The sequence below is a fragment of the Kocuria sp. KH4 genome (genome assembly GCF_053711175.1).
In genome coordinates this window covers 1-22369 of sequence record NZ_JBSJYX010000025.1, presented here as the reverse complement: position 1 = coordinate 22369, position 22369 = coordinate 1, and the positions used below count along the sequence as shown (strand labels likewise).

Here is a 22369-nt window from a genome sequence, read left to right as displayed (position 1 = left end):
CCCCGTCCAAGGAAGAGACAGACCATGACGCTGGAGAAGAGCGAGAGCATCGACAAGGTGCAGCTGCTCCACCACCAGGCCCAGGCCATCAACTGGAACCGCATCGAGGACCCGAAGGACGACGAGGTCTGGGACCGCCTGACCGCGAACTTCTGGCTGCCCGAGAAGGTCCCGATCTCCAACGACGTCCCCTCGTGGAAGACGCTGACCCCGGAGGAGCAGGAGCTCACCATGCGGGTCTTCACGGGCCTGACGCTGCTGGACACCATCCAGGGCACCGTGGGCGCCGTCTCCCTGATCCCGGACGCCGTGACCCTGCACGAGGAGGCGGTGTACACCAACATCGCGTTCATGGAGTCCGTGCACGCGAAGTCCTACTCCTCGATCTTCTCGACGCTGTCCTCCATGAAGGACATCGACGACGTCTTCCGCTGGTCCCGGGAAAACCCGTACCTGCAGAAGAAGGCCGAGATCGTCATCCGGTACTACAAGGGGGACGACCCGCTGAAGAAGAAGGTGGCCTCGACCCTGCTCGAGTCCTTCCTCTTCTACTCCGGGTTCTACCTGCCCATGTACTGGTCCTCCCGGGCGAAGCTGACGAACACGGCCGACCTGGTCCGCCTGATCATCCGCGACGAGGCCGTGCACGGCTACTACATCGGCTACAAGTTCCAGCGGGCTCTGGCCCAGGAGTCGCAGGAGCGCCAGGACGAGCTGAAGCTCTACACCTACGAGCTGCTCGACGAGCTCTACGAGAACGAGGTGCTCTACACCGAGTCCCTCTACGACGGCGTGGGCTGGACCGAGGACGTCAAGAAGTTCCTGCACTACAACGCCAACAAGGCCCTCAACAACCTGGGTTTCGAGGCGCTGTTCCCGAAGGAGATGACCGACGTCTCGGCGGCGATCCTCTCCGCGCTGTCCCCGAACGCCGACGAGAACCACGACTTCTTCTCCGGCTCGGGCTCCTCCTACGTCATCGGCAAGGCCGTGAACACGGAGGACGAGGACTGGGACTTCTGATCCCGGGTGAGGTGCCGGCCACGGGACGGGGCGCCCGGAGGACATCCTCCGGGCGCCCCGTCCCGTCGCTCTCCGCCGCGGGCCGGGCGCCTCGGCGCACCGCCACGGCGCTCGCCCGCGCGCGGCGCGGGCGGCTCCGGCGGTCGTCGTCCCCGGAATGCTGCGGACGGCAGGGCGGACCCGGACGTCACGGGTGTGGACGGTCGGCGTCCGCGTCCTGCGGGTCGCCGGCCCCCTCGGTGCGGACGATGCGCCCCAGCTCCTCCCGCACGATCGCCAGCGCCCACTCGCTCTCCGCCGAGGCCGGCTGCATCAGCAGGTGGATCGCGAGTCCGTCGATCACCGCGTGCAGCCGCCGGGCCGCCAGGTCGGTGCCCCGGTCGCGGTCCCGGCCCGTCAGCATCTCCACCAGGCGCCGGCACGCCTCGCCCAGCTGCTGATAGGCGTGATCCCGGATCGCCACGAGCTCGGGCAGGGCGGGGCTCTCCGCGATCAGGGCGATGTTGACCTCCAGCTCCGCCCGGCTGTCCGCCTCCAGGGGCAGGAGCTGCCGCACGACGTCCAGCGCGTACTGCTGGGGGTCTTCCGCGTGCGGGACCGCCAGGATGCGCTCCGTGGCCCGCCGCACCATCAGCTCGGCGGAGAACGCCAGCAGCTCCGCCCGGGTCGGGAACACGTGGCGCAGCGATCCCACCGCCACGGACGCCTGCTCGGCCACCGTGCGCACCGAGACCGCGCCGATGCCCCGCTCCACGATGACCCTCCACACCGCCTCCGCCAGCTGCTCCCTGCGCGCGTCGTGGTCGATTCTCCTCGGCATGTCCCCGAAATTAGCACAGTCGTGCTAATTTCATCGTGGAAGCACACCCGTGCCACGAAGGAGCGCCCATGACCATGATCCTCGCCCTCATCCTGGCGTGCGAGATCGGCTTCTGGGTGCTCCTCGTCGCCGGACTGCTCGCCCGCTACGTGCTGCGGCGGCCGCGCGCCGGGGTGGTCCTGCTGGCGACGACACCGGTGGTCGACCTCGTCCTGCTCGCCGCCACGGTCCTGGATTTGCGCGCCGGGGCGACCGCCGGCATCACCCACGGCCTCGCCGCCGTCTACCTCGGCTTCTCGGTCGCCTACGGCCACCAGCTCATCACGTGGGCCGACACGCGCTTCGCCCACCGGTACGCCGACGGCCCCGCCCCGACCCGCTCCCACGGGGCCCGGTACGCGAAGGAGTGCTGGCGGGACGTCGGGCGCACCGCGGTGGCGGTGTCGATCGCCGCCGGGCTGCTCCACCTGCTCACCGTGCTCGTCGCCGACGCCGGCCGGACCGGCGCGCTGACCGGCCTCTACCCGGTCCTCGGCATCGTTCTCCTGATCGAGCTGCTCTGGGCGCTCAGCTACACGCTCTGGCCGAGGAGGCAGCCGGCCCCGGTGCCGTAGCCGGTCCTGCCGCCGGTGGCCCGGTACGCGCGTGAGCGCCGGCGCCCGCCTACCGGCCGGCCTGCGCGACGTCGACGCCGGTCACCGGGGCTCCGGCCCTCTCGTAGACCAGGGAGACGGCTCCCTTCGGGAACGCGCGCGGCGGCGCCGCCAGGGCGAAGGCCGCCGGAGCGGCGCCACCGCCGAAGATGCGCCTGCCCGAGCCGAGGACCAGCGGATAGACGATCAGGTTCAGCCGGTCGAGGAGGTCCTCCCGCAGCAGGGCCGACACGAGCTCGCCGCTGCCGATGACGTGCACCGCGTCGAACCGGTCCCGGAGCGCTCCGACCTCCGCCGCGACGTCCCGCAGGACCGTGGTGCCCGCCCAGGACGGCTCCGTCAGCGTGCGCGAGACGACGAACTTCGGCACGGCGTTGAACGTCCCGGCGATCGGGTCGTCGTTCCCGCGGTCCGGCCAGTAGCCGGAGAAGATGTCGTACGTCCTGCGCCCGAGCAGCAGCGCGTCCAGGCCGGCGATACCGGCGCCGATCGTCTCACCCGTCTCGTCGTCGAAGTACGCCCCCTGCCAACCGCCGAGCCGGAAGCCGCCCGCACGGTCCTCGTCGGGCCCGCCCGGGCCCTGGTACACGCCGTCGAGGGTGAGGAAGAGATCGGCCTGGATGATGCCCATGGGGTGGTCCTTCGGGGTGCGATGACGTCCGGGCGCACCATCCTGTCCGGACCCCGCCCGGGGGTCAATCCCGGGACGGTGCATGACGCCGCGCACCGCACCGGGAGGCGGCTACCGTGTCCGCGGCCGTCACTAGACTGGCGGCATGAACGAGCAGGAACCGGGTCCCGCCCGGGCCGTCGATGCTCCCGCCACTTCCGTGGCCGGTCCCGCGGGCGCGCCCGTGCCGGACGAGGACGGCGGGCCGCCCGATCTGCTCGACGCCGCCGCCGTCGACACGTCCGTGCGCAGCCCGGCCCAGCGGTCCCGCACCTTCGCCGGGATCCTCGTGAACACTGCGCTCGCCAACATCACGACCAGCTACCTCTGGTTCGCCCTGACGTTCTGGGTGTACCTGGAGACGCGCAACGTGATCGCCACCGGGGTGGTCGGTGGTGCCTACATGCTGCTGATCGCGCTCTCCAGCATCAGCTTCGGCACCTTCGTGGACCGCTACCGCAAGCTCGTGGTGATGCGTTTCGCCGCCGTCTTCACCCTGGTGATGTTCGTGCTCGCCGGGATCCTGTACCTCCTCACCCCCGCCGCCGACATGGCGGACCTGACCCGGCCGTGGCTGTGGGTCTTCGCCCTGGTCGTCCTGGTCGGAGCCGTGGTGGAGAACATGCGCAACATCGCCCTGTCCACCACGGTCACGATCCTCATCGAGCCGGACCGCAGGGCCAACGCCAACGGGCTCGTGGGCATGGTGCAGGGACTGATGTTCATCGTCACCTCGGTGCTCTCCGGACTGTCCGTCGGGCTGCTGGGCATGGGCGGCACGGTCGTGGTCGCCGTGGCTCTCACCGCCGTGGCTCTCGTGCACCTGCTCACGCTGCGCATGCCGGAGGAGGTGCGCGCCGCGGCCACGGACGCGCACGGCGGCTTCGACCTCCGGGGCGCCTTCGCGGCCGTGCTCGCCGTGTCCGGGCTGTTCGCGCTGATCCTGTTCTCCACGTTCAACAACTTCATCGGCGGCGTCTACATGGCGCTGATGGACCCCTACGGCCTGGAGATGTTCCCCGTAGAGATCTGGGGAGCGGTCTTCGCCCTCGGCGCCACCGGGTTCATCGTGGGCGGGGCGCTGATCGGCAAGTTCGGGCTCGGGACCAACCCGCTGCGCACCATGCTGCTCGCGGTGGTCGCGATGGGCGTGCTCGGCGCGGTGTTCACCCTGCGGGAGTGGGCGTGGCTGTACGTCCTCGGCATCTGGCTCTACCTCGTGCTCGTCCCGTTCGTGGAGGCGGCCGAACAGACGGTGATCCAGCGGGTCGTGCCGCTGGAGCGGCAGGGCCGGGTCTTCGGCTTCGCCATGGCGTTCGAGTCCGCCGCCGCGCCGGTCACCGCGTTCCTCATCGCCCCGATCGCCCAGGTCTGGATCATCCCGTACGCGCGGTCGGCCGACGGCGCCGCCCAGCTGGCTCCGCTGCTGGGCGAGGGCACCTCCCGCGGCATCGCCCTCGTGTTCCTGGTGGCGGGGGTCGTCATGATCCTGGCCGCGCTGCTGGCCTTCCTGACCCCGGTCTACCGCCGGGTCTCGGCGTCGTACGCGCAGGTGGCCGCGGCGGGCGACGACGCCGTCGCCCCGACGACCGCGTCCTCGGGCTGAGCGGAGCGTGCTGGTCGGTCAGCGGCCGAGGGTGCGGCTCGGCGTCGTCCCGTAGACCTGCCGGTAGTACTGGGCGAAGCGGCCCGGGTGGGTGAAGCCCCAGCGGGCGGCGATCTCCTTCACGGTGTCCCCCCGGGCGGGGTCGCCGTCCTGCAGCTCGCGGTGGGCGGCGTCCATCCGGGTCCGGCGCAGGTACTGGGCCGGGGTCAGGCCCGTCGGGTGATTGGCGCGGAAGGCGCGCACCAGGGCCTTGGTGGTCGTCCGGGCCGCGCGGGCGGCGTCCTCCACGGTGATCGGCTCCGCGGCGTGGTCGTCGAAGTACTGCAGCGCGACCCGGTACCGGCGTCCCTGGGCCTCCATGGACTGGTGCAGCTCCGCGCGGTCCCCGCGCAGGGGGAAGCACTCGAGCAGCCCCACGGCCAGGTGCCGGGTGAGATCGGCGCGGACCACGGGTTCGTCGAAGGCCGCGGACGCCATCACGCCGGCGCTGAAGCGCGCCAGCTCGGACCAGTACTGCCCCAGCCGGCTGCTGAGGGGCACGGAGGACGTGAAGTCCACCGGTATCTCGGCGCCGTAGACGGTGTCGGCGGTCTGCTGCACCACGTCGACGGGAAGGTGTGCGAGGGTGACGTCCACGTCCTCGGCCACGACGAGCACGGGATGCCCCGGGCGGAACAGCAGGGGCGATCCGGTGACGGCGGTGCCGGTCTCCTGCCGCGTCTGCCAGTCGTAGCGGCTGCCGTTCACATGGGCCACCGTGAGGCTCGCGGTGTCCCCCCACAGGGACATCGCGCCCCCCACGTGCACCCGGGAGACAGCACCTCGCGCGTCCCCGGCGCGCGAGAGCCGGTAGCAGAACGCGGGATCGGCGGAGCCGTAGCCGAAGCGCATCCCGGTCTGCTCCCCGAGCACGGGCAACACGTCCGGATCCGAGACCGTGAGTTCGTGGCGGAACACCTCGCCCATGAACCAGTACCACCTTCCGCACGCGCCGCGTCCGGCACCGCCTCAGCTCCGACCGCCCCTGCCTCGGTCGGCGGAAATCTCGCCCCAGTATGGCTCGGCCCGCCGGAATGCACGACCGGCGCCGTCACATGCGCACGCATCGACGACATGTGGCGTGGTCCCCGGGGCGCCGTCCGCGGAGGAGCACCGGGGGCACGCACCGGGGGCAGGTCCCGGCCGCCCGGTCCGGCGGCCGGGGCCCGCCCCGCGGCGGGGTCTGCGGAACGGCGGGCGGGGTGCGTCAGCGCACGACGTCGTAGACGGCCTTGACGATGCCGTTCGGGTAGGCCTCGTGCTCGACGAGGTCCAGCTTGCGCAGCGTGTCGGTCGTGTCGTCGAAGAGACGCCGTCCCGCACCGAGCAGCACGGGGAAGACCAGCAGGTGGTACCGGTCCACGAGGTCGGCGGCGGCCAGACCCTTGGCCAGCGTCGCGCTGCCGTGCACCAGGACGGTGCCGTCGACGGTCTCCTTGAGCCGGGCGACCTCGTCGAGGGAGCGCAGCACCGAGGTGTTGTGCCACTGCGGGTTCTCCAGGGTGGAGGACACCACGTACTTCGGCATGGCGTTGTACTCGGCGAAGTCCTCCATCGAGGGCCAGACCGGGGCGAACTCCTCGTAGCTGACCCGGCCCATCAGCATCGCGGCGGCCTCCTGCTGCTCCCGGTCCTTGATCTCGTAGGCGGCTTCGTCGAACTCCACCTGCCGGAAGGTCCAGCCCGCGTGCGGGTGCGGGCCCCCGCCGGGGGAGTCGACGACGCCGTCGAGCGTGATGAACTCGGTGATGATCAGCTGGCCCATGGAGCACTCCTGTCGAAGACGTACGGCCGGTCGCGCCGTGCTTCCTACTCTGGCGGCACCTCGCGGTCCGCGGAAGTGACGCGCCGGGAGGACCGTCACAGAACGGGGATCTGCGGGTGGCGGGTGGGCGACCGCCGGGGGCCCGTGTCCCGCGCCGAGCCGCCGCACGGACCCCGGCTCCGGGGCCCCCGCCGCCGCGCCGGGCCCGGCTCAGGCCGGGGCGCTCAGCTCGGCGTCGCCGCCGATCGGCTCCAGGACGACCTCGGGGGCGTAGGTGGGAATGCGGCCGAGCTTCCACTTGTCGGTGAGCACCGCCACCGCCTCGCCGTCGGAGCGCCACAGCACCTCGACGCCGGGCACCCGGTTCAGCACGCCGGGATCGGGGGCGACGACCCGCCGGGCCAGGGTGTAGGGGAGGGCCTCCAGGCGCACCTGCGCGCCGAACTCCTGGGCCATCCGGTCGGCGACGACCTCGAACTGCATCGGGCCGACCGCCGCGAGCACCGGCGCCTGGTCGCCGCGGGCCTCGGAGCGCAGCACCTGGATGACGCCCTCGTGCTCGAGCTGGGTGATCCCGCGGCGGAACTGCTTGGCCCGGCCGGCGTCCACGGCCCGGGCCACCTGGAAGTGCTCGGGCGAGAAGTGCGGAATGGGCGGGAAGGTCACCGGCGCGCCGACGTAGACGCTGTCCCCGGCCCGCAGGGCCGAGGCGTTGACCAGGCCCACCACGTCCCCGGGGAAGGCGGTCTCGACGGTCTCCCGGTCCCGCCCGAAGACCTGGTGGGCGTACTTGGTGGCGAACGGCTTGCCGGTGGCCCCGTGGGTGAGCACCGTCCCGCGCCGGAACACCCCGGAGCAGACCCGCAGGAACGCCACGTGGTCCCGGTGGGCGCGGTCCATCCCGGCCTGGAGCTTGAACACGAACCCGGAGAACGGCGCGTCCACCGGGCGCGGAGCGCCGTCGGCGTCGGGGCGCGCGCCGGCCGGGGGAGCGAGGTCCACCAGGACGTCGAGCAGGGTGTCCACCCCGAAGTTCAGGGCCGCTGCGGCGAACAGCACGGGGGTGGACCGTGCGGCCAGGAACGCCCCCGGCTCGAACTCCCCGTTGCTCTCGGCCACCAGATCGGCCGTCTCGCACGCCTCCGCCCACGCCGCGCCCTCGAGCTCGGCGGCCCGCTGCGGATCGAGCACCTCGGCCTCGGCCCGGGCGGCCCCGGCCGCCACCCGGCGGTACCGGGTGTAGGCGCGGCTGCGGGGATCCAGGGTCCCCCGGAAGTCCCCGGACAGCCCCACCGGCCAGGTCAGCGGCACGGGCACCCGGCCCGTGCGCTGCTGCACCTCGTCCATGAGCTCCAGGGCGTCCTTGCCGGGGCGGTCCCACTTGTTGATCACGGTGACCACCGGCAGGCCCCGCCGTGCGCACACGTCGAAGAGCTTCAGCGTCTGGGTCTCCAGGCCCTTGGCGGCGTCCACGAGCATCACCGCGCAGTCCACCGCGGCCAGCACCCGGTAGGTGTCCTCGGAGAAGTCGGCGTGGCCGGGGGTGTCGAGCAGGTTGACCACCGTGTCCCGGTAGCTGAACTGCAGCGCGGCCGAGCTGATCGAGATGCCCCGGTCCTGCTCCATCTGCATCCAGTCCGAGACCGTGGCCTTCCGGCTGGCCTTCCCGTGGGTCGCCCCCGCCTCCTCGATGGCGCGCGCGTGCAGGGCCAGGGCCTCCGTCAGCGTCGACTTGCCCGCGTCCGGGTGCGAGATCACCGCGAACGTGCGCCGGCGCGCGGCCTCCGCCGCGACCGTCTCCGGCGCGGACTCCTCGAGCGGGCTCGACGGGGTGCGTGCTGTCTGCTGTCCGGCCATGCCCACGACTCTAGCCCGACGCCCCGACGGGCCCGCCGGCGCGGGGTTCAGCGCCGGAGGCGCCGGCGGGCCAGCCAGCGCACGGGCCCTCCGCGGAGCAGCAGGTGCCGGGTGTGGGGGTCCAGCAGGATCAGGTAGGCGGTGAACGCCAGCGCTGTGACGAACGCGATCGTCGACGCGTCCACCGGCAGCTCGATGAACGGCCACACCGAGAGCTGGTCCTGGGCGCCGAAGATGACGAAGAAGGTGATCACGACGTACAGCGAGCGGATCTGCCAGTCGTCCTTGATGCCGGTCACGGCGAGGAACGGCAGGAACCAGAGGATGTACCAGGGCTGGATGATCGGCGAGAGCAGCACCACGGCCGCGAAGGCCAGGCCGAGCCTGCGGACCACGCGCCGGTCGTCGCCGCGGAACATCAGGAGCAGCACCAGGCCGATGGCGGTGTACTGCAGGGCGCTGCGCAGTGCCGAGGCCAGCTGGGCGCCCGGCAGGCCCACCGCGTCCGCGAGGTGGCCGACCCGCTGGCTCAGGAACCCGGACGGCGAGTAGCCGGTGAAGCCCGGGGTGGGATCCACGAGCGCCCAGGCCCACCCGGTGCCCAGCTGGTAGGGGAGCCCGCTCAGCAGCAGCACGCCGAGGCTCAGGGCCGCCGTCGCCGCCCAGAGGCCGAACTTCCGACCCCAGGACGCCTTCGGCCCCGCCCACAGCAGCCCGATGAACGGCAGCAGCAGGATGGTGATGGGCTTGACGGCGATCGATGCGGTCACGAGCAGGACACCGGCGACCGGCCGGCCCGTGGCGGCGGCGTAGGTGCCCGCCACGGCCAGCCCGAGCATCAGCGCGTCGTTGTGCGCGCTGGCCACGAAGCTGATGAGGAACAGGGGATTGGCCACGGCGATCCACAGGGCGCGGGCCGGGTCGACCCCGTGCAGCTGCGCCAGCCGGGGCACGTAGACCACGCAGAGGAGGACGCCGGCGCAGGCCAGGAGGCGGAAGAGCAGGACCGAGAGGTCCGGCTGGGCGCCGGTGAGGGCCACGACCCCCCGCGCCGCCCACAGGAAGTACGGCCCGTAGGGGGTGCGGGCCTCGGCCCAGGCCGGATCGGCGCCCAGCATGAACCAGTTCTCGAGCGTGGAGATCCCGGTGGTGTAGGGATTCTGGTCGGCCAGCATGAGCCGCCCCTGGCCGATGTAGGCGTAGACGTCCCGGGAGTAGATCGGCACCGCGAACAGCAGGGGCAGCGACCAGGCACACACGGCCACCAGGACGGTGCGCCGCGCGCCGGCGGGCCAGCCCTGCAGCCGCTGCCCGAGCCGCAGCCAGGAGCGCACCAGCAGCATCGCGCCCACGGTCAGCAGGACGGTGGAGCAGTAGACGCCCCACCCCTCGACGCGCAGCGCGATGACCAGGGGATGGCGGACCATGGGGGAGCCGCTGGCGATCCACCCGGTGCCGATCGATCCGAGGAACATCAGCACGGAGCCGACGAACCCCTGCAGGACGGCGACGTGCGCTCGCGGCGGCCGTGCGGCGGCCGGCGCCGGCCGTGCTCCGGCGGGCTCCTCGGCCCGCGCGTGACGGTTCCCCGGTGCCCCCCGACGCGAACCACCTGCCGTCATGACGTGTGCTGATCCCCTAGGTGTGTCGCTGCTGGGCGGACAGGTGTGCCGGATCTCTCCGGGAGCCCGATCCTAGCAGTCGCGGGCGTCCCGGCCCCGGGAGAACGCCGGGTTTCGCCGGGCATCCCGCCCCGGAGGCGGTGACCGGGCCGGCCCGTCCGGGGCACGGGTGTCCGCCCGCCCCCGCCCGGGCACGTAGCATGGGAGCGCCGCGCGACGGTCCCGGCGACGGCTCGCCGGGACGCTCCGCGGCCCTGTCTCTCCGCCCCTGACGAGGATCGCCGCATGTCCACGGACAAGACCTTCAGCCTGCTCACCCGGTTCCGAGACCGCCTGCTGCCCCGGCGGTGGCAGGTCCGGGCGAACTCCCCGCGCGGACTGCTCACCGGCTTCGTCGCGGTGCACCTGGTGTTCCTGGTGTTCGCCCTGGTGACGTCCCTGCACGGCGGGGCCTTCAGCGACACCTACATCTATCGTGCCTGGGCCCAGGCCGGCTTCGACGAGCAGAACCTCGGGCCCGAGCCCAGCCCCTGGGTCTACCCGGTGCTGGCGCTGCTGCCGATCGCGGTCGCCGGAGCGGCCGGGCCGGGGCCGTTCTTCTTCCTGTGGGTGCTCATGATCACCGTGCTCAACGGCTGGGCCGTGGGCAAGCTGACGGACTGGGGGCGCGACCGCCACGCCGTTCCGGCCGCGTGGTGGTGGCTGGGCTTCGTCTTCCTCATGGGCTGGCTGGGCTTCGCCCGGGTCGACGGGCTCACGGCTCCGCTGGTGCTCGTCGCCCTGGTCCACGGCGCGGCGCAGCCGGTCGTCGCCTCGGTGCTCCTGAGCGTGGCCACCTGGATGAAGGTCTGGCCGGCCGCCGTGGTGCTCGCCCTGGTCACCGTGGTGCGCCGACGGGTGCAGGTCGTCGTGGCGGGCCTGCTGGTCAGCGTGGCCGCGGCGGGGGTCGCCGCCGCCATGGGCGAGCTGCCGAGCCTGCTCGACTTCCTCACCCAGCAGGGGGACCGGGGCATGCAGCTGGAGGCCACGTTCACCACCCCGTGGCTGTGGCTGTCCGTGCTCGGGGTGGGCGGGTCCCGGATGTACATGAACACCGAGATCAACTCCATGCAGGTGGACGGTCCGGGGACCGCGACCATGGCAGTGCTGATGCAGCCCCTGCTGCTGCTGGCCGCCGCCGTGGTGACGCTCCTGATCGCCCGGGGGCTGCGCCGCGGGGAGCAGTCCGGCGCCGTCGACCGCACCGAGCTGCTGCTGGCCGGCTCGCTCACCATGGTGACCGCCTTCATCGTGTTCAACAAGGTCGGTTCCCCGCAGTTCATGGTCTGGCTCGCCCCGGCCGTGGCGGTGGGGCTGACCCACCACCGGACGGTGTGGCGGGTGCCGGCGGCGATGCTGATCGTCATCGCCGTGGCCACATTCTTCGTCTACCCGCTGTTCTACTACGAGCTCAGCCACAACGACCCGCTGATGGCCCTGGTGCTGACCCTGCGCAACGCCATGCTCGTGGTGCTGCTCTGGTGGTCGGGGCGCCGCCTGTACCGGCTCGGCTCACCGCGGCCGGCCGCCGTGCTCACGGGCAAGGAGTCCTGAGATCCCCGCCGCCCTCCGCGACCGGCTGACCGGTCTGCGCGACACCGTCCTGCCCGCCCGCGCCGTGGCCTGGTTCGCCCGCCCGTCCAGCGTGTGGTGGGGCTTCGCCGTCGTCCACCTCTACTTCCTGGGCTGGATGATGTCCTTCGTCGTCCACGGCGACGCCTTCAGCGACACCGAGCAGTACCGCCGGTGGGCCATGGCGGGTTACGACCCGACCGGTGGCGCGGACGACATCAGCCCGTGGGTGTACCCGGTGCTGGCGCAGATCCCGATCCACCTGGCCGGGATCGCCGGGCCCGGCCCCTACCTGCTGGTGTGGACGCTGCTCATCACGGTGCTCGACGCCGTGGCGCTGGCCTGTCTCACCCGTGGCCCGTGGCGGCCCCGCAGCGTCCTCCCGGCATGGTGGTGGCTGGTCTTCACCGTCTTCCTGGGCTACCTCGGCTTCGCCCGGGTGGAGGGCGTGGCGGCCCCGATCGTGCTCGTCGGGCTGCTCTGTGCGACCGGGCGTCCGGTGCTGGGCTCGGTGCTGCTCAGCGTCGCCACCTGGATCAAGGTCTGGCCGGCGGCCGTCCTGCTCGCCCTGGTCATCGCCTCCCGGCAGCGGCTCCGCATCGTGGCCGCCGGGGTGGTGGTCACCGCCGTGGTGGTGCTGGGCACGTACCTGTCCGGCGGCATCGCGCGCATCGCGGACTTCCTCGTCAACCAGGGCGAACGCGGCATGCAGCTGGAGGCCACGTTCTCCACCCCCTGGGTCTGGCTGAGCGTCCTCGACGCGGCCTGGGCGCGGATGGCCGACAACGTGGCCATCAACTCCACCGAGGTCTACGGGCCCGGCACCGAGGTCGCCGCGTTCCTCATGCAGCCCCTGCTCGTGCTGGCCGTCCTCGCGGGCTCCGCCCTGCTGGTCCGTGCGCTCCGGCGCGGGGCCGAGCGCGAGGAGCTCTTCTACGAGGGGGCGCTGATGATGACCACCGTGTTCATCGTCTTCAACAAGGTCGGTTCCCCGCAGTTCATGATCTGGCTCGCCCCGGTCGTCGTGGTCGGCCTGGTGCACGACCCCCGGCGGTGGAGGGCCCCGGCGGCGCTGCTGATGGGCATCGCGGTGACCACGTTCGTGATCTACCCGCTCTTCTACACCCCGCTCATCCACGCGCACCCGGTGATGGCGGCCGTCCTCACCGTGCGCAACGCGCTCCTCGTCCTCCTGCTGTGCTGGTCGGTGCGGCGCACGGTGGAGCTGGGCCGCCCCGCCCGCCCGGCACCCCGGACCGTCGACGCCTGAGCCCGCCGACCGGCGCCGGGCCCGGCCCTGGCGCCGGGGCGGACGGCCCTCCGACGTGCTCCGCCCCGGCGGACCTCCCGGAGGATCGGGGAGGTCCGCCGGGGCGGCCGGAGGGGTGTGGATCAGGCGTCGATGACCACCGCGGTGACCAGCGGCGCCCGCCGGTAGGCGCGCTCCAGGTGGCGGGCCACGGTGTCGCCGATGAGCGACTCGAGCTCGTCGAGGTCCTCGAGCTTCTGCGTGGCCGGGCGGGCCAGGGCGTGCTCGACCTTCTCGGCGGCCTTGTCGAAGATGTGCTCGTCGTGGACGAAGCCCTTCGCGATGAACTCCAGCGGCTCGGCCAGCGCGTTGGTGTCGGCGTCGACGATGGCCACGACGGTGACCACCCCGCCCTCCTGCAGCAGCCGCCGCTCGACGAGGGTCTCCTCGGTGACCTTGCCCACCGTGTGGCCGTCGACGTAGACCAGACCGGCCTCCACCTGCCCGGAGATCCGGGCCCGGCCGTCGACGAGGTCGATGGTGCTGCCGTCCTTGGCGATGAGCACGTTCTGCGGGTCCACGCCGGTGCGCACGGCCAGCGCGGCGTTGGCGTGGAGGTGCTTGGACTCCCCGTGCACGGGCATCACGTGGGTGGGCTTGACGATGTTGTAGCAGTAGACCAGCTCACCGGCGGAGGCGTGACCGGAGACGTGCACCTTGGCGTTGCCCTTGTGCACGACCTTCACGCCGAGGTCGGTGAGCTTGTTGATGATCCCGTAGATCGCGTTCTCGTTGCCCGGGATCAGCGAGCTGGCCATCAGCACCGTGTCCCCGGGGTTGAGCTGGATCTGGTGGGTCTCGTTGGCCATCCGCGAGAGCGCGGCCAGGGGCTCGCCCTGGGAGCCGGTGCACACCAGGGTGACCTTCGCGTCGGGCATGGAGTGCAGCTTCTTGAAGTCGACCACCAGCCCGCGCGGGATCTTCAGGTAGCCCAGCTCGCTGGCGATGCCCATGTTCTTCACCATGGACCGGCCCACGAAGGCGACCTTGCGCCCGTGGGCGTGGGCGGCGTCGAGGACCTGCTGGATCCGGTGCACGTGGCTGGCGAAGCTGGAGACGATGATGCGCTTCGGCGCGGTGGCGAAGACGTGGTCGATCGCCGGGGTCAGCTCCTGCTCCGAGGTGGTGAACCCGGGGACCTCCGCGTTGGTGGAGTCGGTGAGGAACAGGTCCACGCCCTCGTCGCCCAGCCGGGCGAAGTGGCGCAGGTCGGTGATCCGGTCGTCCAGCGGGAACTGGTCCATGCGGAAGTCCCCGGTGTGCAGCACCAGCCCGGCGTCCGTGCGGACGGCCACGGCCAGGCTGTCCGGGATCGAGTGGTTGACCGCGACGAACTCGCAGTCGAAGGGGCCCGCCTGGTGACGGTCCCCGGCCTCCACGTGGACCGTCCTCGGGGTGATCCGGTGCTCGGTGAGCTTGGAGGTGATGAACGCCAGGGTCAGCTCGGAGCCGATCAGCGGGATGTCCGGGCGCTCCTTGAGCAGGTACGGCACGCCGCCGATGTGGTCCTCGTGCCCGTGGGTGAGGACGATGCCGACGACGTCGGCCAGCCGGTCCCGGATGGAGGTGAAGTCGGGCAGGATGACGTCGATGCCCGGCTGGTGCTCCTCGGGGAACAGCACCCCGCAGTCGACGACGAGCAGCTTGCCGGCGTGCTCGAAGACGGTCATGTTGCGCCCGATCTCGCCCAGGCCCCCCAGCGGGGTCACCCGCAGGCCCCCGGCGGGCAGCGGCGGCGGGGACTTGGGCCTGCGCGAGGAGCGGGGGGAACGGGAAGAGCGGGAGGAACGGGAGGAACGGGAGGAACGGGAGGAATCGGTCAACGGATCACGCTTTCATGGTCGGTGCGGGCACGGTGGCGCGGCCGGCTCGCGCGGAGCGCGGCTCGCATGCGGGGTGGAAGTGCCCCGCGAAGTCTGGGTCAACTCTAACGTGGTGGGAAGGTGAGCCGGTGCGGAGGGCGCCCGGGTCCCGTGCGACGGGCCGGCAGCCGGTTGCTCGCAGCGGCTCCTCCGGGGGTGCGGAGCTCTCCTTCCGGGCCATTCGCGGCCGTGCGCCTCGCCGCCGCGGCGGCGTCCTCCGGCACGGAGGGCACGGGCGCGTCCTTATCACGCCTGCGCGTCCGCCGCGAAGATGCAACTAAGCGTACTGAGCAGTATGGTGGTGTGCGGCTCGGACCGCGGGCCCGGGAATCGCCGGAGGCCGGAAGGCCTCGGGGGTGGCGTGCTCCGGGGCGACCCGCCCGGGCCGGAGGTGGCGTCGGGGCCGGGGGGCCCCGGGGCCGCTGCCCGGGCGACCGGCCGTGCGACCGCGGACAGGACCGCCGTTCCCGCTGTCCGCCGTCCCCTGTATCGTCGACAGCGTGACCATCACTCCGCTGTCGACCGTCACCCTCGAGGGGCGCTTCGCCCGTGAGCTCGGCGAGCTGGCCGTGCCCTGGCGCGCCGAGGCGGTGCCCGAGCCCCGGCTGCTCGTGCTCAACGAACCCCTCGCCACCGAGCTGGGCCTCGACCCCGCCGCGCTGGAGAGCCCGGCCGGCGTGCGGTTGCTGGTCGGCAACGCCGTTCCCGACGGCGCCACCCCGGTGGCGCAGGCCTACTCCGGGCACCAGTTCGGTTCCTTCAACCCGCGCCTGGGCGACGGCCGCGCCCTGCTGCTGGGCGAGATCGCCGACGCCGGGGGACGAGTGCGCGACCTGCACCTGAAGGGCTCCGGCCGCACGCCGTTCGCGCGCGGCGGCGACGGCTTCGCCGCGGTCGGCCCGATGCTGCGCGAGTACGTGGTCAGCGAGGCGATGCACGCCCTGGGCATCCCCACGACACGGTCCCTCGCCGTCGTGGCGACAGGACGCCGGGTGCGCCGTGAGCGCCTGCTGCCGGGAGCCGTGCTGACCCGGGTGGCCGCCAGCCACCTGCGGGTCGGCAGCTTCCAATACGCCCGGGCCACCGGCGACCTCGGGCTCCTGCGCCGCCTCGCCGACCACGCCGTCGACCGGCACTACCCCGACGCGGCGTCGGCCGACCAGCCCCATCTCGCCCTGTTCGAGGCCGTCGTCGCAGCCCAGGCGTCCCTGGTCGCGCAGTGGATGCTGGTGGGCTTCGTCCACGGCGTCATGAACACCGACAACATGACCATCTCGGGCGAGACCATCGACTACGGGCCGTGCGCCTTCATGGACGCCTTCGACCCGGCCACGGTCTACAGCTCGATCGACGAGCGCGGGCGCTACGCCTACCGCAACCAGCCGGTCGTGGCCGAGTGGAACCTCGCGCGGCTCGCCGAGGCCATGCTGCCCCTCTTCGACGAGGACCAGGACCGTGCGGTGGGCCTGGCGCAGACGTCGCTCGGCGCGTTCGCCGGGCACTTCAGCGCCGCCTGGACCGCCGGCCTGCGCGCCAAGCTCGGCCTGCCCGCGGGACTGGGCACCGACGTCGTCTCCGCGCTGGCCGACGACCTCTTCGCCCTGCTCCAGGCCAACCACGTGGACCACACGTCCTTCTTCCGCCACCTCGGTGCGGCCGCCCGCGGCGACGCCCGGCCCGCCCGGGACCTGGTGCTCGACCTGCAGGGCTTCGACCGCTGGGCCGAGCGCTGGCGGGCCCTGGGCCCGGACCCCGAGACCATGGACCGCACCAATCCCGTCTACATCCCGCGCAACCACCTCGTCGAGGAGGCGCTCGCGGCGGCCGAGGACGACGACCTCGAGCCGCTGGGACGGCTCCTGGAGGCGGTGACCGCCCCGTACGACGAGCGCCCCGGCCTGGAGCGCTACGCCGCCCCCGCGGCGGAGGACTTCGGTCCGTACACCACGTTCTGCGGGACCTGAGACCCGGGCGGGCGGTGCCCGCCGGGCGCGCCGTTCAGGCCGCCGGGCCCAGGTGCTGCAGCAGCTTCTCCGTCGAGATCATCGCCCCGCCCAGGACGGCGGGCAGCCCGCCGCCCGGGTGCACGGAGGCCCCCACCCGCCACAGCCACGGCCGCAGCAGGCTCCGGTGGGACGGGGTGTGCAGGGGCCCGCTCCGCCACGTCGGGCGCACCGCCCCGTAGAGCGCTCCCCGGGCCGAGCCGTGCACCGCGAAGGAGGCCGGGTCGAGGATCTCCGTGCGGCGGAAGTGCTCCCGCAGCGGGGCCCGCAGCCCCAGGACCCGGCCGACGCGGTCGAGCTCACGGGCCACGAAGGGGTCGTCGAGGGTGTAGGACTTCCCGTTGGCCGGGGCGGTCAGGAGCAGGGCCAGGGTGGGGGAGCTGTTCGGGTAGACGCCGTGGGCCGGGTAGTAGTTCGCGAAGGCCATGGTCTGGGCGGGCTCCTCCCCGGCCTCCAGGCTGGCGTAGAGCTCCGCCGGGCGGTCCGGCAGGACGACCCCGTGCCGGGGCGTGCCCTCGGGCAGCGCGGCGTCGAGGACGGCGTAGATCGCGATCGCCGAGCAGCTGAGCCGGCGCGGCCGCCGGGGGGCGCGCCCGGCCAGGAGGCCGCCCAGCCGGTGGGCGTCGACCCCGCTGACCACCGCGTCGGCCCGGTAGGTGCCGCGGCCGGTCTCGACCCGCCGTCGCGCGACGGCGGTGACCGGCTCCCCGGTGCGGATCTCCACGCCGGCCCGCCGGGCGAGCCGGGCCAGGGCCTCCACGAGCTCGTACACCCCGCCGCGGGGGATCCACACCCCGTCCCGGGCCATCACCGCGGGCATGCTCGCGTAGAGGGCCGGGGTGCGGGCGGGGCTCACGCCGGCGTTGAGGGTGTGGATGGCGATCACCTCGCGCAGGCCCTCCGGCATCCACTCGAGGCCGTCGAGGTAGCTGCGGGTGGTCAGGCGCGGCCCGTAGAGCCGTCCGAGCGCGGCCAGCGCGGGATAGGCGCTGCGGTCCAGGGGGGCGGTGGTGAGCAGCCGGGTGACGTCCGGGCCCAGACCGCCGTGCTCGGCCTCGAAGCGCGTCCAGGCCGCGTGCCAGGGGTGGCCCGGCGGCACGGGCAGCTCGCTGCGGGTGCCGCGGTAGTAGTACGTCCCGACGTCGGGCAGCCGCTCCAGCTCCAGGCGGGCCACCGCCGCCGCGTCGGGCTCGCCGGCACCGGCGCTCGCGCCGCGCAGCGTGTCCAGGCGCCGGAGGAGCTCCTGCCACACCCCCGGGAACGTGACCAGCGAGGGGCCGGTGTCCGTCCGCTGCCCGTCCTGGTCGATGCGCCGGCTCTTGCCGCCGACGTGGTCGGCGGCCTCCAGCACGGTGACCCGGTGGCCGGCGTGGCCCAGCAGGGCGGCGGCGGTCAGCCCGCCGATGCCGCCGCCGACCACGACCACGCGGCTCACGGGTACCGTCCCAGGATCAGCGCGCCCGCCAGCTGGACCCCGGCCACGGTGCCGGCGACGTAGGGGAACGCGATGGAGTGCCGGTAGAGCCGGTGGCCGGTGGCCGGTGACGGGGCCCGCAGCAGGCAGAGCACGAGCCACCCGGCGATGAGCGCGTTGACCACCGCCACCGGGGCGCTGACGAGCGCGAAGCCCAGCACGGACACGGCCCACCACGCGCCGCTCCACCAGCCGGTGCCGCGCGCGCCGAGCCGGACCGCGGTCGTGGTGATGCCCACCGCCCGGTCCTCCTCGATGTCCTGGACGGCGTCGAACGCGTGCTTGGCCACGCTCCAGGCCATCAGGCCCAGCGCCGCCGGCCACACGGGGGTGTCCCCGAGCGCGTAGGCCAGGATGACCAGGGGGAAGGCGTAGGCGGCGTTGCTCAGGGAGTCGAGGACGGGCCGCGCCTTGAAGCGCAGCGGCGGGGCCGAGTAGAACACGAACACCAGCACGTACAGCGCGATCCAGCCCAGCGCCGCCGGGGGGAGGGCCAGGGCGAACCAGAGGACGAACGGCAGGTTGGTCGCCAGCACCGACAGCCAGATCGTGCGCACCTCGGAGGACCTGATCCGCGCGCCCTCCAGCGACCCCTTGCGCGGGTTCAGGGCGTCGGTGTCCTGGTCGAAGATGTCGTTGACGCCGTAGATCAGCAAGTTGAACGGCAGGGTCAGCCACAGCAGCAGCGGCACCGCCTCCCACCGCAGCAGCGCGCCGGTCAGCCACATGCCCAGCACGCCCGGGCCCAGGGTGTTGATCCAGAGCACCGGCCGCGAGATGTGCACCATCCGCCGGAGAGCGGGGGCGGGGCCTGCTGCTGGCACGGTGGTGGTCCTCCTCGGACGGCGGGCACCCGGGAGGCCCCGGTGGCCTCCACTCTACGTGGCCGCGGGCACCGCCGGGTCTTCCGGACCGGACGGTGCGCCCGGGCCGGGCACGGCACGGACGGTGCGCCCGCGACGGTTCGTGCCCGGCCGTGCGGCCGGGCAGACTGGGGGCGTGCGCATGATGCTCCTGACCTCCGGAACCCGCGGCGACGTCGAGCCGTTCGCCGCCCTGGCCCGCTACGCCGCCGCCCGGGGGCACGAGGTCCGGCTGGGCGTGCCGGAGCGCTCCGGCGCCGACCTGTCCGGGATCGACACCGTGGCGCTCGGGGTGGACTTCCACCGCCTGCTGCGCACCGACGGGCTCTCCCCGCGCACGGCGCTGCGCCACTACCGCACCGAGGTGCGGCCCGGCATGCGGCGGATGCTCTCGGCCGCGGTGCGCGAGACGCTGGCCTTCGGCCCCGACCTGGTCGTGCACCACCCGCTGGTCCTCACCGCCCCGGCGGTGGCCGACGCCCTGCGGGTCCCGCGCGTGCTGAGCGAGTTCGTCCCCGTGGCCACGCCCACCCGCGAGTTCTCCGCCCCGGGCGGGCCCACGGTCAGCGCGGACCTCGGACGGTTCAACCGTGCCACCTACGCGGTGCCCCGCGGCGCCGCGCGGCTGTTCCGCGCCGACGTCCGGGATGCCTGCGCGGCGCTGCCCGGCGGCCGGGCCCCCGCGCCGCGCTCGCCCTCCCGGGCCACGCTGATCGGGGTCAGCCCGCACCTGCTGCCGCGGCCCGCGGACTGGCCGGCCGCGGTCCACCTGACCGGGCCGTGGCACGACGGGGCGGCGGGGCCCGCGGCGGAGCCCGCGGTGGACGAGTTCGTGCGCGGCGGACCGCACCTGGTGGCGACCTTCGGGTCGATGCGGGCGGGCGACGCGCAGGCCCGGGCCCGGGCGGTCGTGGCCGGGGCGCGCGCCCACGGCCTGCGGACCCTGCTGCTCAGCGGATGGGGCGGTCTGGCCCTGCCGGAGGAGCACCGCGGCGAGGACGTGCTGGTCGTGCCCTCCGCGCCGCTGGGCGCGGCGCTCCGGGGAGCCGCCGCGGCGGTCCACCACGGCGGGGCCGGGACCGTGCACGCCGTCGCCCGTGCGGGCGTGCCCTCCGTGGTCGTGCCCTTCCTCGCCGACCAGCCGTTCTGGGCGCGGCAGCTCCACCGCCTGGGGATCGCGGCGGCCCCGGTGCCCCACCGGAGGCTGACGGCGGAGACGCTGGTCCCGGCGCTGGGCGAGGCCCTGGCCCGGGCCGGGCAGGCCGAACGGTTGGGGCACGTCCTGCGCCGGGAGCAGGGGCTGCGGAGCGCACTGGACGTCCTCACCGGTCTCTGAGCCGGGCCGGCCCGCCCCGGCCGCCCACCCCCCGTGCCTCCGGCGCGTCGTGCGGCTCCTGCTCCGCCGGCCCGTGCGGCCCGCCCTGCTCGCCCGGGCCCCCGTCGGTGCGTCCGGCCACCCGGCCTGCCCCCGGAAGAGGGGTCAGACGGCGACGGTCCACCCGTGCCAGGATGCCCGAGGCACGTTGCCGAGCGGAGGGGGACCGCCATGCCGAACCAGATGACGCTGCTGTTCATGAACCTGCTGCTGACGATCGTCCTCGTCGTGGGGTTCGCCCTGCACCTGGGCGGATGGCAGTGGTGGTTCCCGTGCCTGTGGCTCGTGGGCATGGCTGTCGGCTCCGTGTGGAGCGCGCTGCCCCGCCCGCGCGCGGTGCGGTCACGGTGGGCCGCCGCCGGATGACCCGCCGCGGCCCCGGCGGGGTCGAAGATGTCGCCGGGTGTCGCCCGCGGCCCGTCGCCCCCGGGGGGCGACGCGCCACGTCGTGGCCCCGGTCTGCTCGCGCACCCGTGCCCGGGCCGGAATCCGGCTCCCCGGGGCGGCGGCCACGCCGTCCGGGACGCCGGCAGGTGTCCTGTCCGCGGGCGGCGCGTACCGTGGGCGAGGTGATGGACGTCTTCGAAAGGGTGAACCCATGAGCACGGCAGTGCACTTCGGTGCGGGCAACATCGGACGGGGTTTCGTGGGGCTGCTGCTCCACGAGGCGGGCTACGAGGTGGTCTTCGCGGACGTGGCGGCGCCGCTGATCGACGCGCTGGCCTCGACCCCCAGCTACACGGTGCACGAGGCCGGTGAGGGGGGCCGCGACCACGTCGTCGAGGGCTACCGGGCGGTCAACTCCGCCGCGGACGAGGCGGGGCTGGTCGCCGAACTGAGCCGGGCCGAGCTGGTCACCACGGCGGTGGGGCCGAACATCCTGCGGTTCGTGGCCCCGGCCATCGCCAAGGGCCTGGCCGCGCGCCCGGCCGGGGCGGGCCGCCAGGCGGTGATGGCCTGCGAGAACGCGATCAACGCCACGGACATCCTGGAGCGGGAGGTGCGCGCCGCGGCCCGGGACCAGGGTCTCGACGACGCGGCGGTCGACGCCCGGGCGCTGTTCGCCAACACGGCCGTGGACCGCATCGTGCCGAACCAGGAGCCGGGCGCGGGCCTGGACGTGCGGGTGGAGCCCTACCTCGAGTGGGCGATCGAGCAGGGCCCGTTCGGCGACGCCGTCCCGGAGATCCCCGGGGTGACCTGGGTGGAGACGCTGGGCCCCTACATCGAGCGCAAGCTGTTCACGGTGAACACCGGCCACGCGGCGGCGGCCTACTTCGGCCGCGCCGCCGGCAAGCACAAGCTCTCGGACGCGCTGGCCGACCCGCGGATCCGGGCCAAGGTCGAGGCGGTGCTGCAGGAGACCAAGGCGCTGCTGGTGGCCAAGCACGGCTTCGATCCCGCGGAGCAGGAGGCCTACGTGCAGAAGATCCTCACCCGCTTCGCCAACGCCGAGCTGCCGGACACCGTGGACCGGGTGGGCCGGGCGCCGCTGCGCAAGCTGAGCCGGAACGAGCGCTTCACCGGGCCGGCCGCGGAGCTGGCCGAGCGCGGACTGGGCACCGCCGCCCTGCAGGAGGCCATGTCCGCGGCCCTGCGCTTCGACGCCCCGGACGACCCCGAGGCCGCCGAGCTCGCGCAGCTGCTGGACGGGCCGGACCCGGACGAGGCCCTGGCGGGGCGGCTGACCGGCCTGGAGCCCGGTCACCCGCTCTTCGAGGACGTCGTGGGCGTCGTCGCCGCCGCGCGGGCGTCGCGGCGCGGCTGAGGCGAGCCGGCGCCGCACGGGGCGGGCGTCCCGGACCCCGAGTCCGGGA

18 protein-coding genes are annotated in these 22369 nt (G+C 73.5%); 9 read left to right on the top strand and 9 right to left on the bottom strand.

The window, feature by feature from the left end; genetic code table 11:
• The first annotated feature begins 24 nt into the window (after positions 1-24).
• Positions 25-1023 (top strand): class 1b ribonucleoside-diphosphate reductase subunit beta, encoded by a 999-nt coding sequence (gene nrdF, locus ACWCOM_RS15510; protein ID WP_454549651.1) that lies wholly within the window; start codon positions 25-27, stop codon positions 1021-1023.
• Positions 1024-1210: 187 nt separating this feature from the next.
• Here nrdF and ACWCOM_RS15505 read toward each other — a convergent pair whose 3' ends face one another.
• Positions 1211-1843: a TetR/AcrR family transcriptional regulator gene (locus ACWCOM_RS15505; protein WP_454549650.1), complete on the bottom strand. Its 633-nt coding sequence runs from the start codon at positions 1841-1843 to the stop codon at positions 1211-1213.
• Positions 1844-1911: 68 nt separating this feature from the next.
• Here ACWCOM_RS15505 and ACWCOM_RS15500 point away from each other — a divergent pair, with 68 nt between their 5' ends.
• Positions 1912-2457, top strand: coding sequence for a hypothetical protein (locus ACWCOM_RS15500; RefSeq protein ID WP_454549649.1), 546 nt, complete (start codon positions 1912-1914; stop codon positions 2455-2457).
• 49 nt (positions 2458-2506) lie between these two features.
• Here ACWCOM_RS15500 and ACWCOM_RS15495 read toward each other — a convergent pair whose 3' ends face one another.
• On the bottom strand, positions 2507-3127 hold the full coding sequence (locus ACWCOM_RS15495; protein ID WP_454549648.1) for a dihydrofolate reductase family protein: 621 nt from the start codon (positions 3125-3127) through the stop codon (positions 2507-2509).
• Between the two features lie 145 nt (positions 3128-3272).
• Between ACWCOM_RS15495 and ACWCOM_RS15490 the strand changes: the two genes are divergently transcribed.
• On the top strand, positions 3273-4772 hold the full coding sequence (locus tag ACWCOM_RS15490) for an MFS transporter (RefSeq protein WP_454549647.1): 1500 nt from the start codon (positions 3273-3275) through the stop codon (positions 4770-4772).
• A gap of 18 nt (positions 4773-4790) precedes the next feature.
• Here the strand turns inward: ACWCOM_RS15490 and ACWCOM_RS15485 are convergent, their stop codons facing one another.
• The 4 genes from ACWCOM_RS15485 to mptB form a co-directional block, all read right to left on the bottom strand.
• A complete protein-coding gene (locus tag ACWCOM_RS15485) occupies positions 4791-5738 on the bottom strand; it encodes a helix-turn-helix transcriptional regulator (RefSeq protein WP_454549646.1) in 948 nt (315 codons plus the stop codon).
• A gap of 280 nt (positions 5739-6018) precedes the next feature.
• Complete coding sequence (locus ACWCOM_RS15480; protein ID WP_454549645.1) at positions 6019-6576, bottom strand: dihydrofolate reductase family protein; 558 nt, start codon at positions 6574-6576, stop codon at positions 6019-6021.
• A 210-nt stretch (positions 6577-6786) separates the two neighbouring features.
• Positions 6787-8433 (bottom strand): peptide chain release factor 3, encoded by a 1647-nt coding sequence (locus tag ACWCOM_RS15475; protein ID WP_454549644.1) that lies wholly within the window; start codon positions 8431-8433, stop codon positions 6787-6789.
• Positions 8434-8480: 47 nt separating this feature from the next.
• Complete coding sequence (gene mptB, locus ACWCOM_RS15470) at positions 8481-10055, bottom strand: polyprenol phosphomannose-dependent alpha 1,6 mannosyltransferase MptB (protein WP_454549643.1); 1575 nt, start codon at positions 10053-10055, stop codon at positions 8481-8483.
• A gap of 285 nt (positions 10056-10340) precedes the next feature.
• On the opposite strand from mptB, the gene ACWCOM_RS15465 reads away from it, so the two are divergent.
• Positions 10341-11648 (top strand): glycosyltransferase 87 family protein, encoded by a 1308-nt coding sequence (locus ACWCOM_RS15465; RefSeq protein ID WP_454549642.1) that lies wholly within the window; start codon positions 10341-10343, stop codon positions 11646-11648.
• Between the two features lie 64 nt (positions 11649-11712).
• The gene (locus ACWCOM_RS15460) at positions 11713-12936 is read left to right on the top strand and encodes a glycosyltransferase 87 family protein (protein WP_454549641.1); all 1224 of its coding nucleotides are present in this window, start codon (positions 11713-11715) and stop codon (positions 12934-12936) included.
• A gap of 122 nt (positions 12937-13058) precedes the next feature.
• On the opposite strand, the gene ACWCOM_RS15455 is transcribed toward ACWCOM_RS15460, so the two are convergent.
• Positions 13059-14645 carry a ribonuclease J gene (locus ACWCOM_RS15455; protein ID WP_454549685.1) on the bottom strand — a complete coding sequence of 529 codons (1587 nt, stop codon included), beginning with the start codon at positions 14643-14645 and terminating at the stop codon, positions 13059-13061.
• Positions 14646-15337: 692 nt separating this feature from the next.
• On the opposite strand from ACWCOM_RS15455, the gene ACWCOM_RS15450 reads away from it, so the two are divergent.
• Entirely contained in the window at positions 15338-16801 is a 1464-nt protein-coding gene (locus ACWCOM_RS15450) for a protein adenylyltransferase SelO (protein WP_454549640.1), read from the top strand.
• Positions 16802-16835: 34 nt separating this feature from the next.
• On the opposite strand, the gene ACWCOM_RS15445 is transcribed toward ACWCOM_RS15450, so the two are convergent.
• Both ACWCOM_RS15445 and ACWCOM_RS15440 read right to left on the bottom strand, forming a co-directional pair.
• Positions 16836-18275 (bottom strand): phytoene desaturase family protein, encoded by a 1440-nt coding sequence (locus ACWCOM_RS15445; protein WP_454549639.1) that lies wholly within the window; start codon positions 18273-18275, stop codon positions 16836-16838.
• Positions 18272-19138, bottom strand: a complete 867-nt coding sequence (locus ACWCOM_RS15440) for a UbiA family prenyltransferase (protein ID WP_454549638.1) — start codon at positions 19136-19138, stop codon at positions 18272-18274. The genes ACWCOM_RS15445 and ACWCOM_RS15440 overlap by 4 nt, the downstream gene beginning before the upstream one ends.
• Before the next feature lie 181 nt (positions 19139-19319).
• On the opposite strand from ACWCOM_RS15440, the gene ACWCOM_RS15435 reads away from it, so the two are divergent.
• From ACWCOM_RS15435 to ACWCOM_RS15425, 3 genes are all read left to right on the top strand, one after another.
• A complete protein-coding gene (locus ACWCOM_RS15435) occupies positions 19320-20513 on the top strand; it encodes a nucleotide disphospho-sugar-binding domain-containing protein (protein ID WP_454549684.1) in 1194 nt (397 codons plus the stop codon).
• Positions 20514-20723: 210 nt separating this feature from the next.
• Positions 20724-20918: a hypothetical protein gene (locus ACWCOM_RS15430; protein ID WP_454549637.1), complete on the top strand. Its 195-nt coding sequence runs from the start codon at positions 20724-20726 to the stop codon at positions 20916-20918.
• A 232-nt stretch (positions 20919-21150) separates the two neighbouring features.
• Positions 21151-22320 carry a mannitol-1-phosphate 5-dehydrogenase gene (locus ACWCOM_RS15425; protein ID WP_454549636.1) on the top strand — a complete coding sequence of 390 codons (1170 nt, stop codon included), beginning with the start codon at positions 21151-21153 and terminating at the stop codon, positions 22318-22320.
• Positions 22321-22369: the final 49 nt, after the last annotated feature.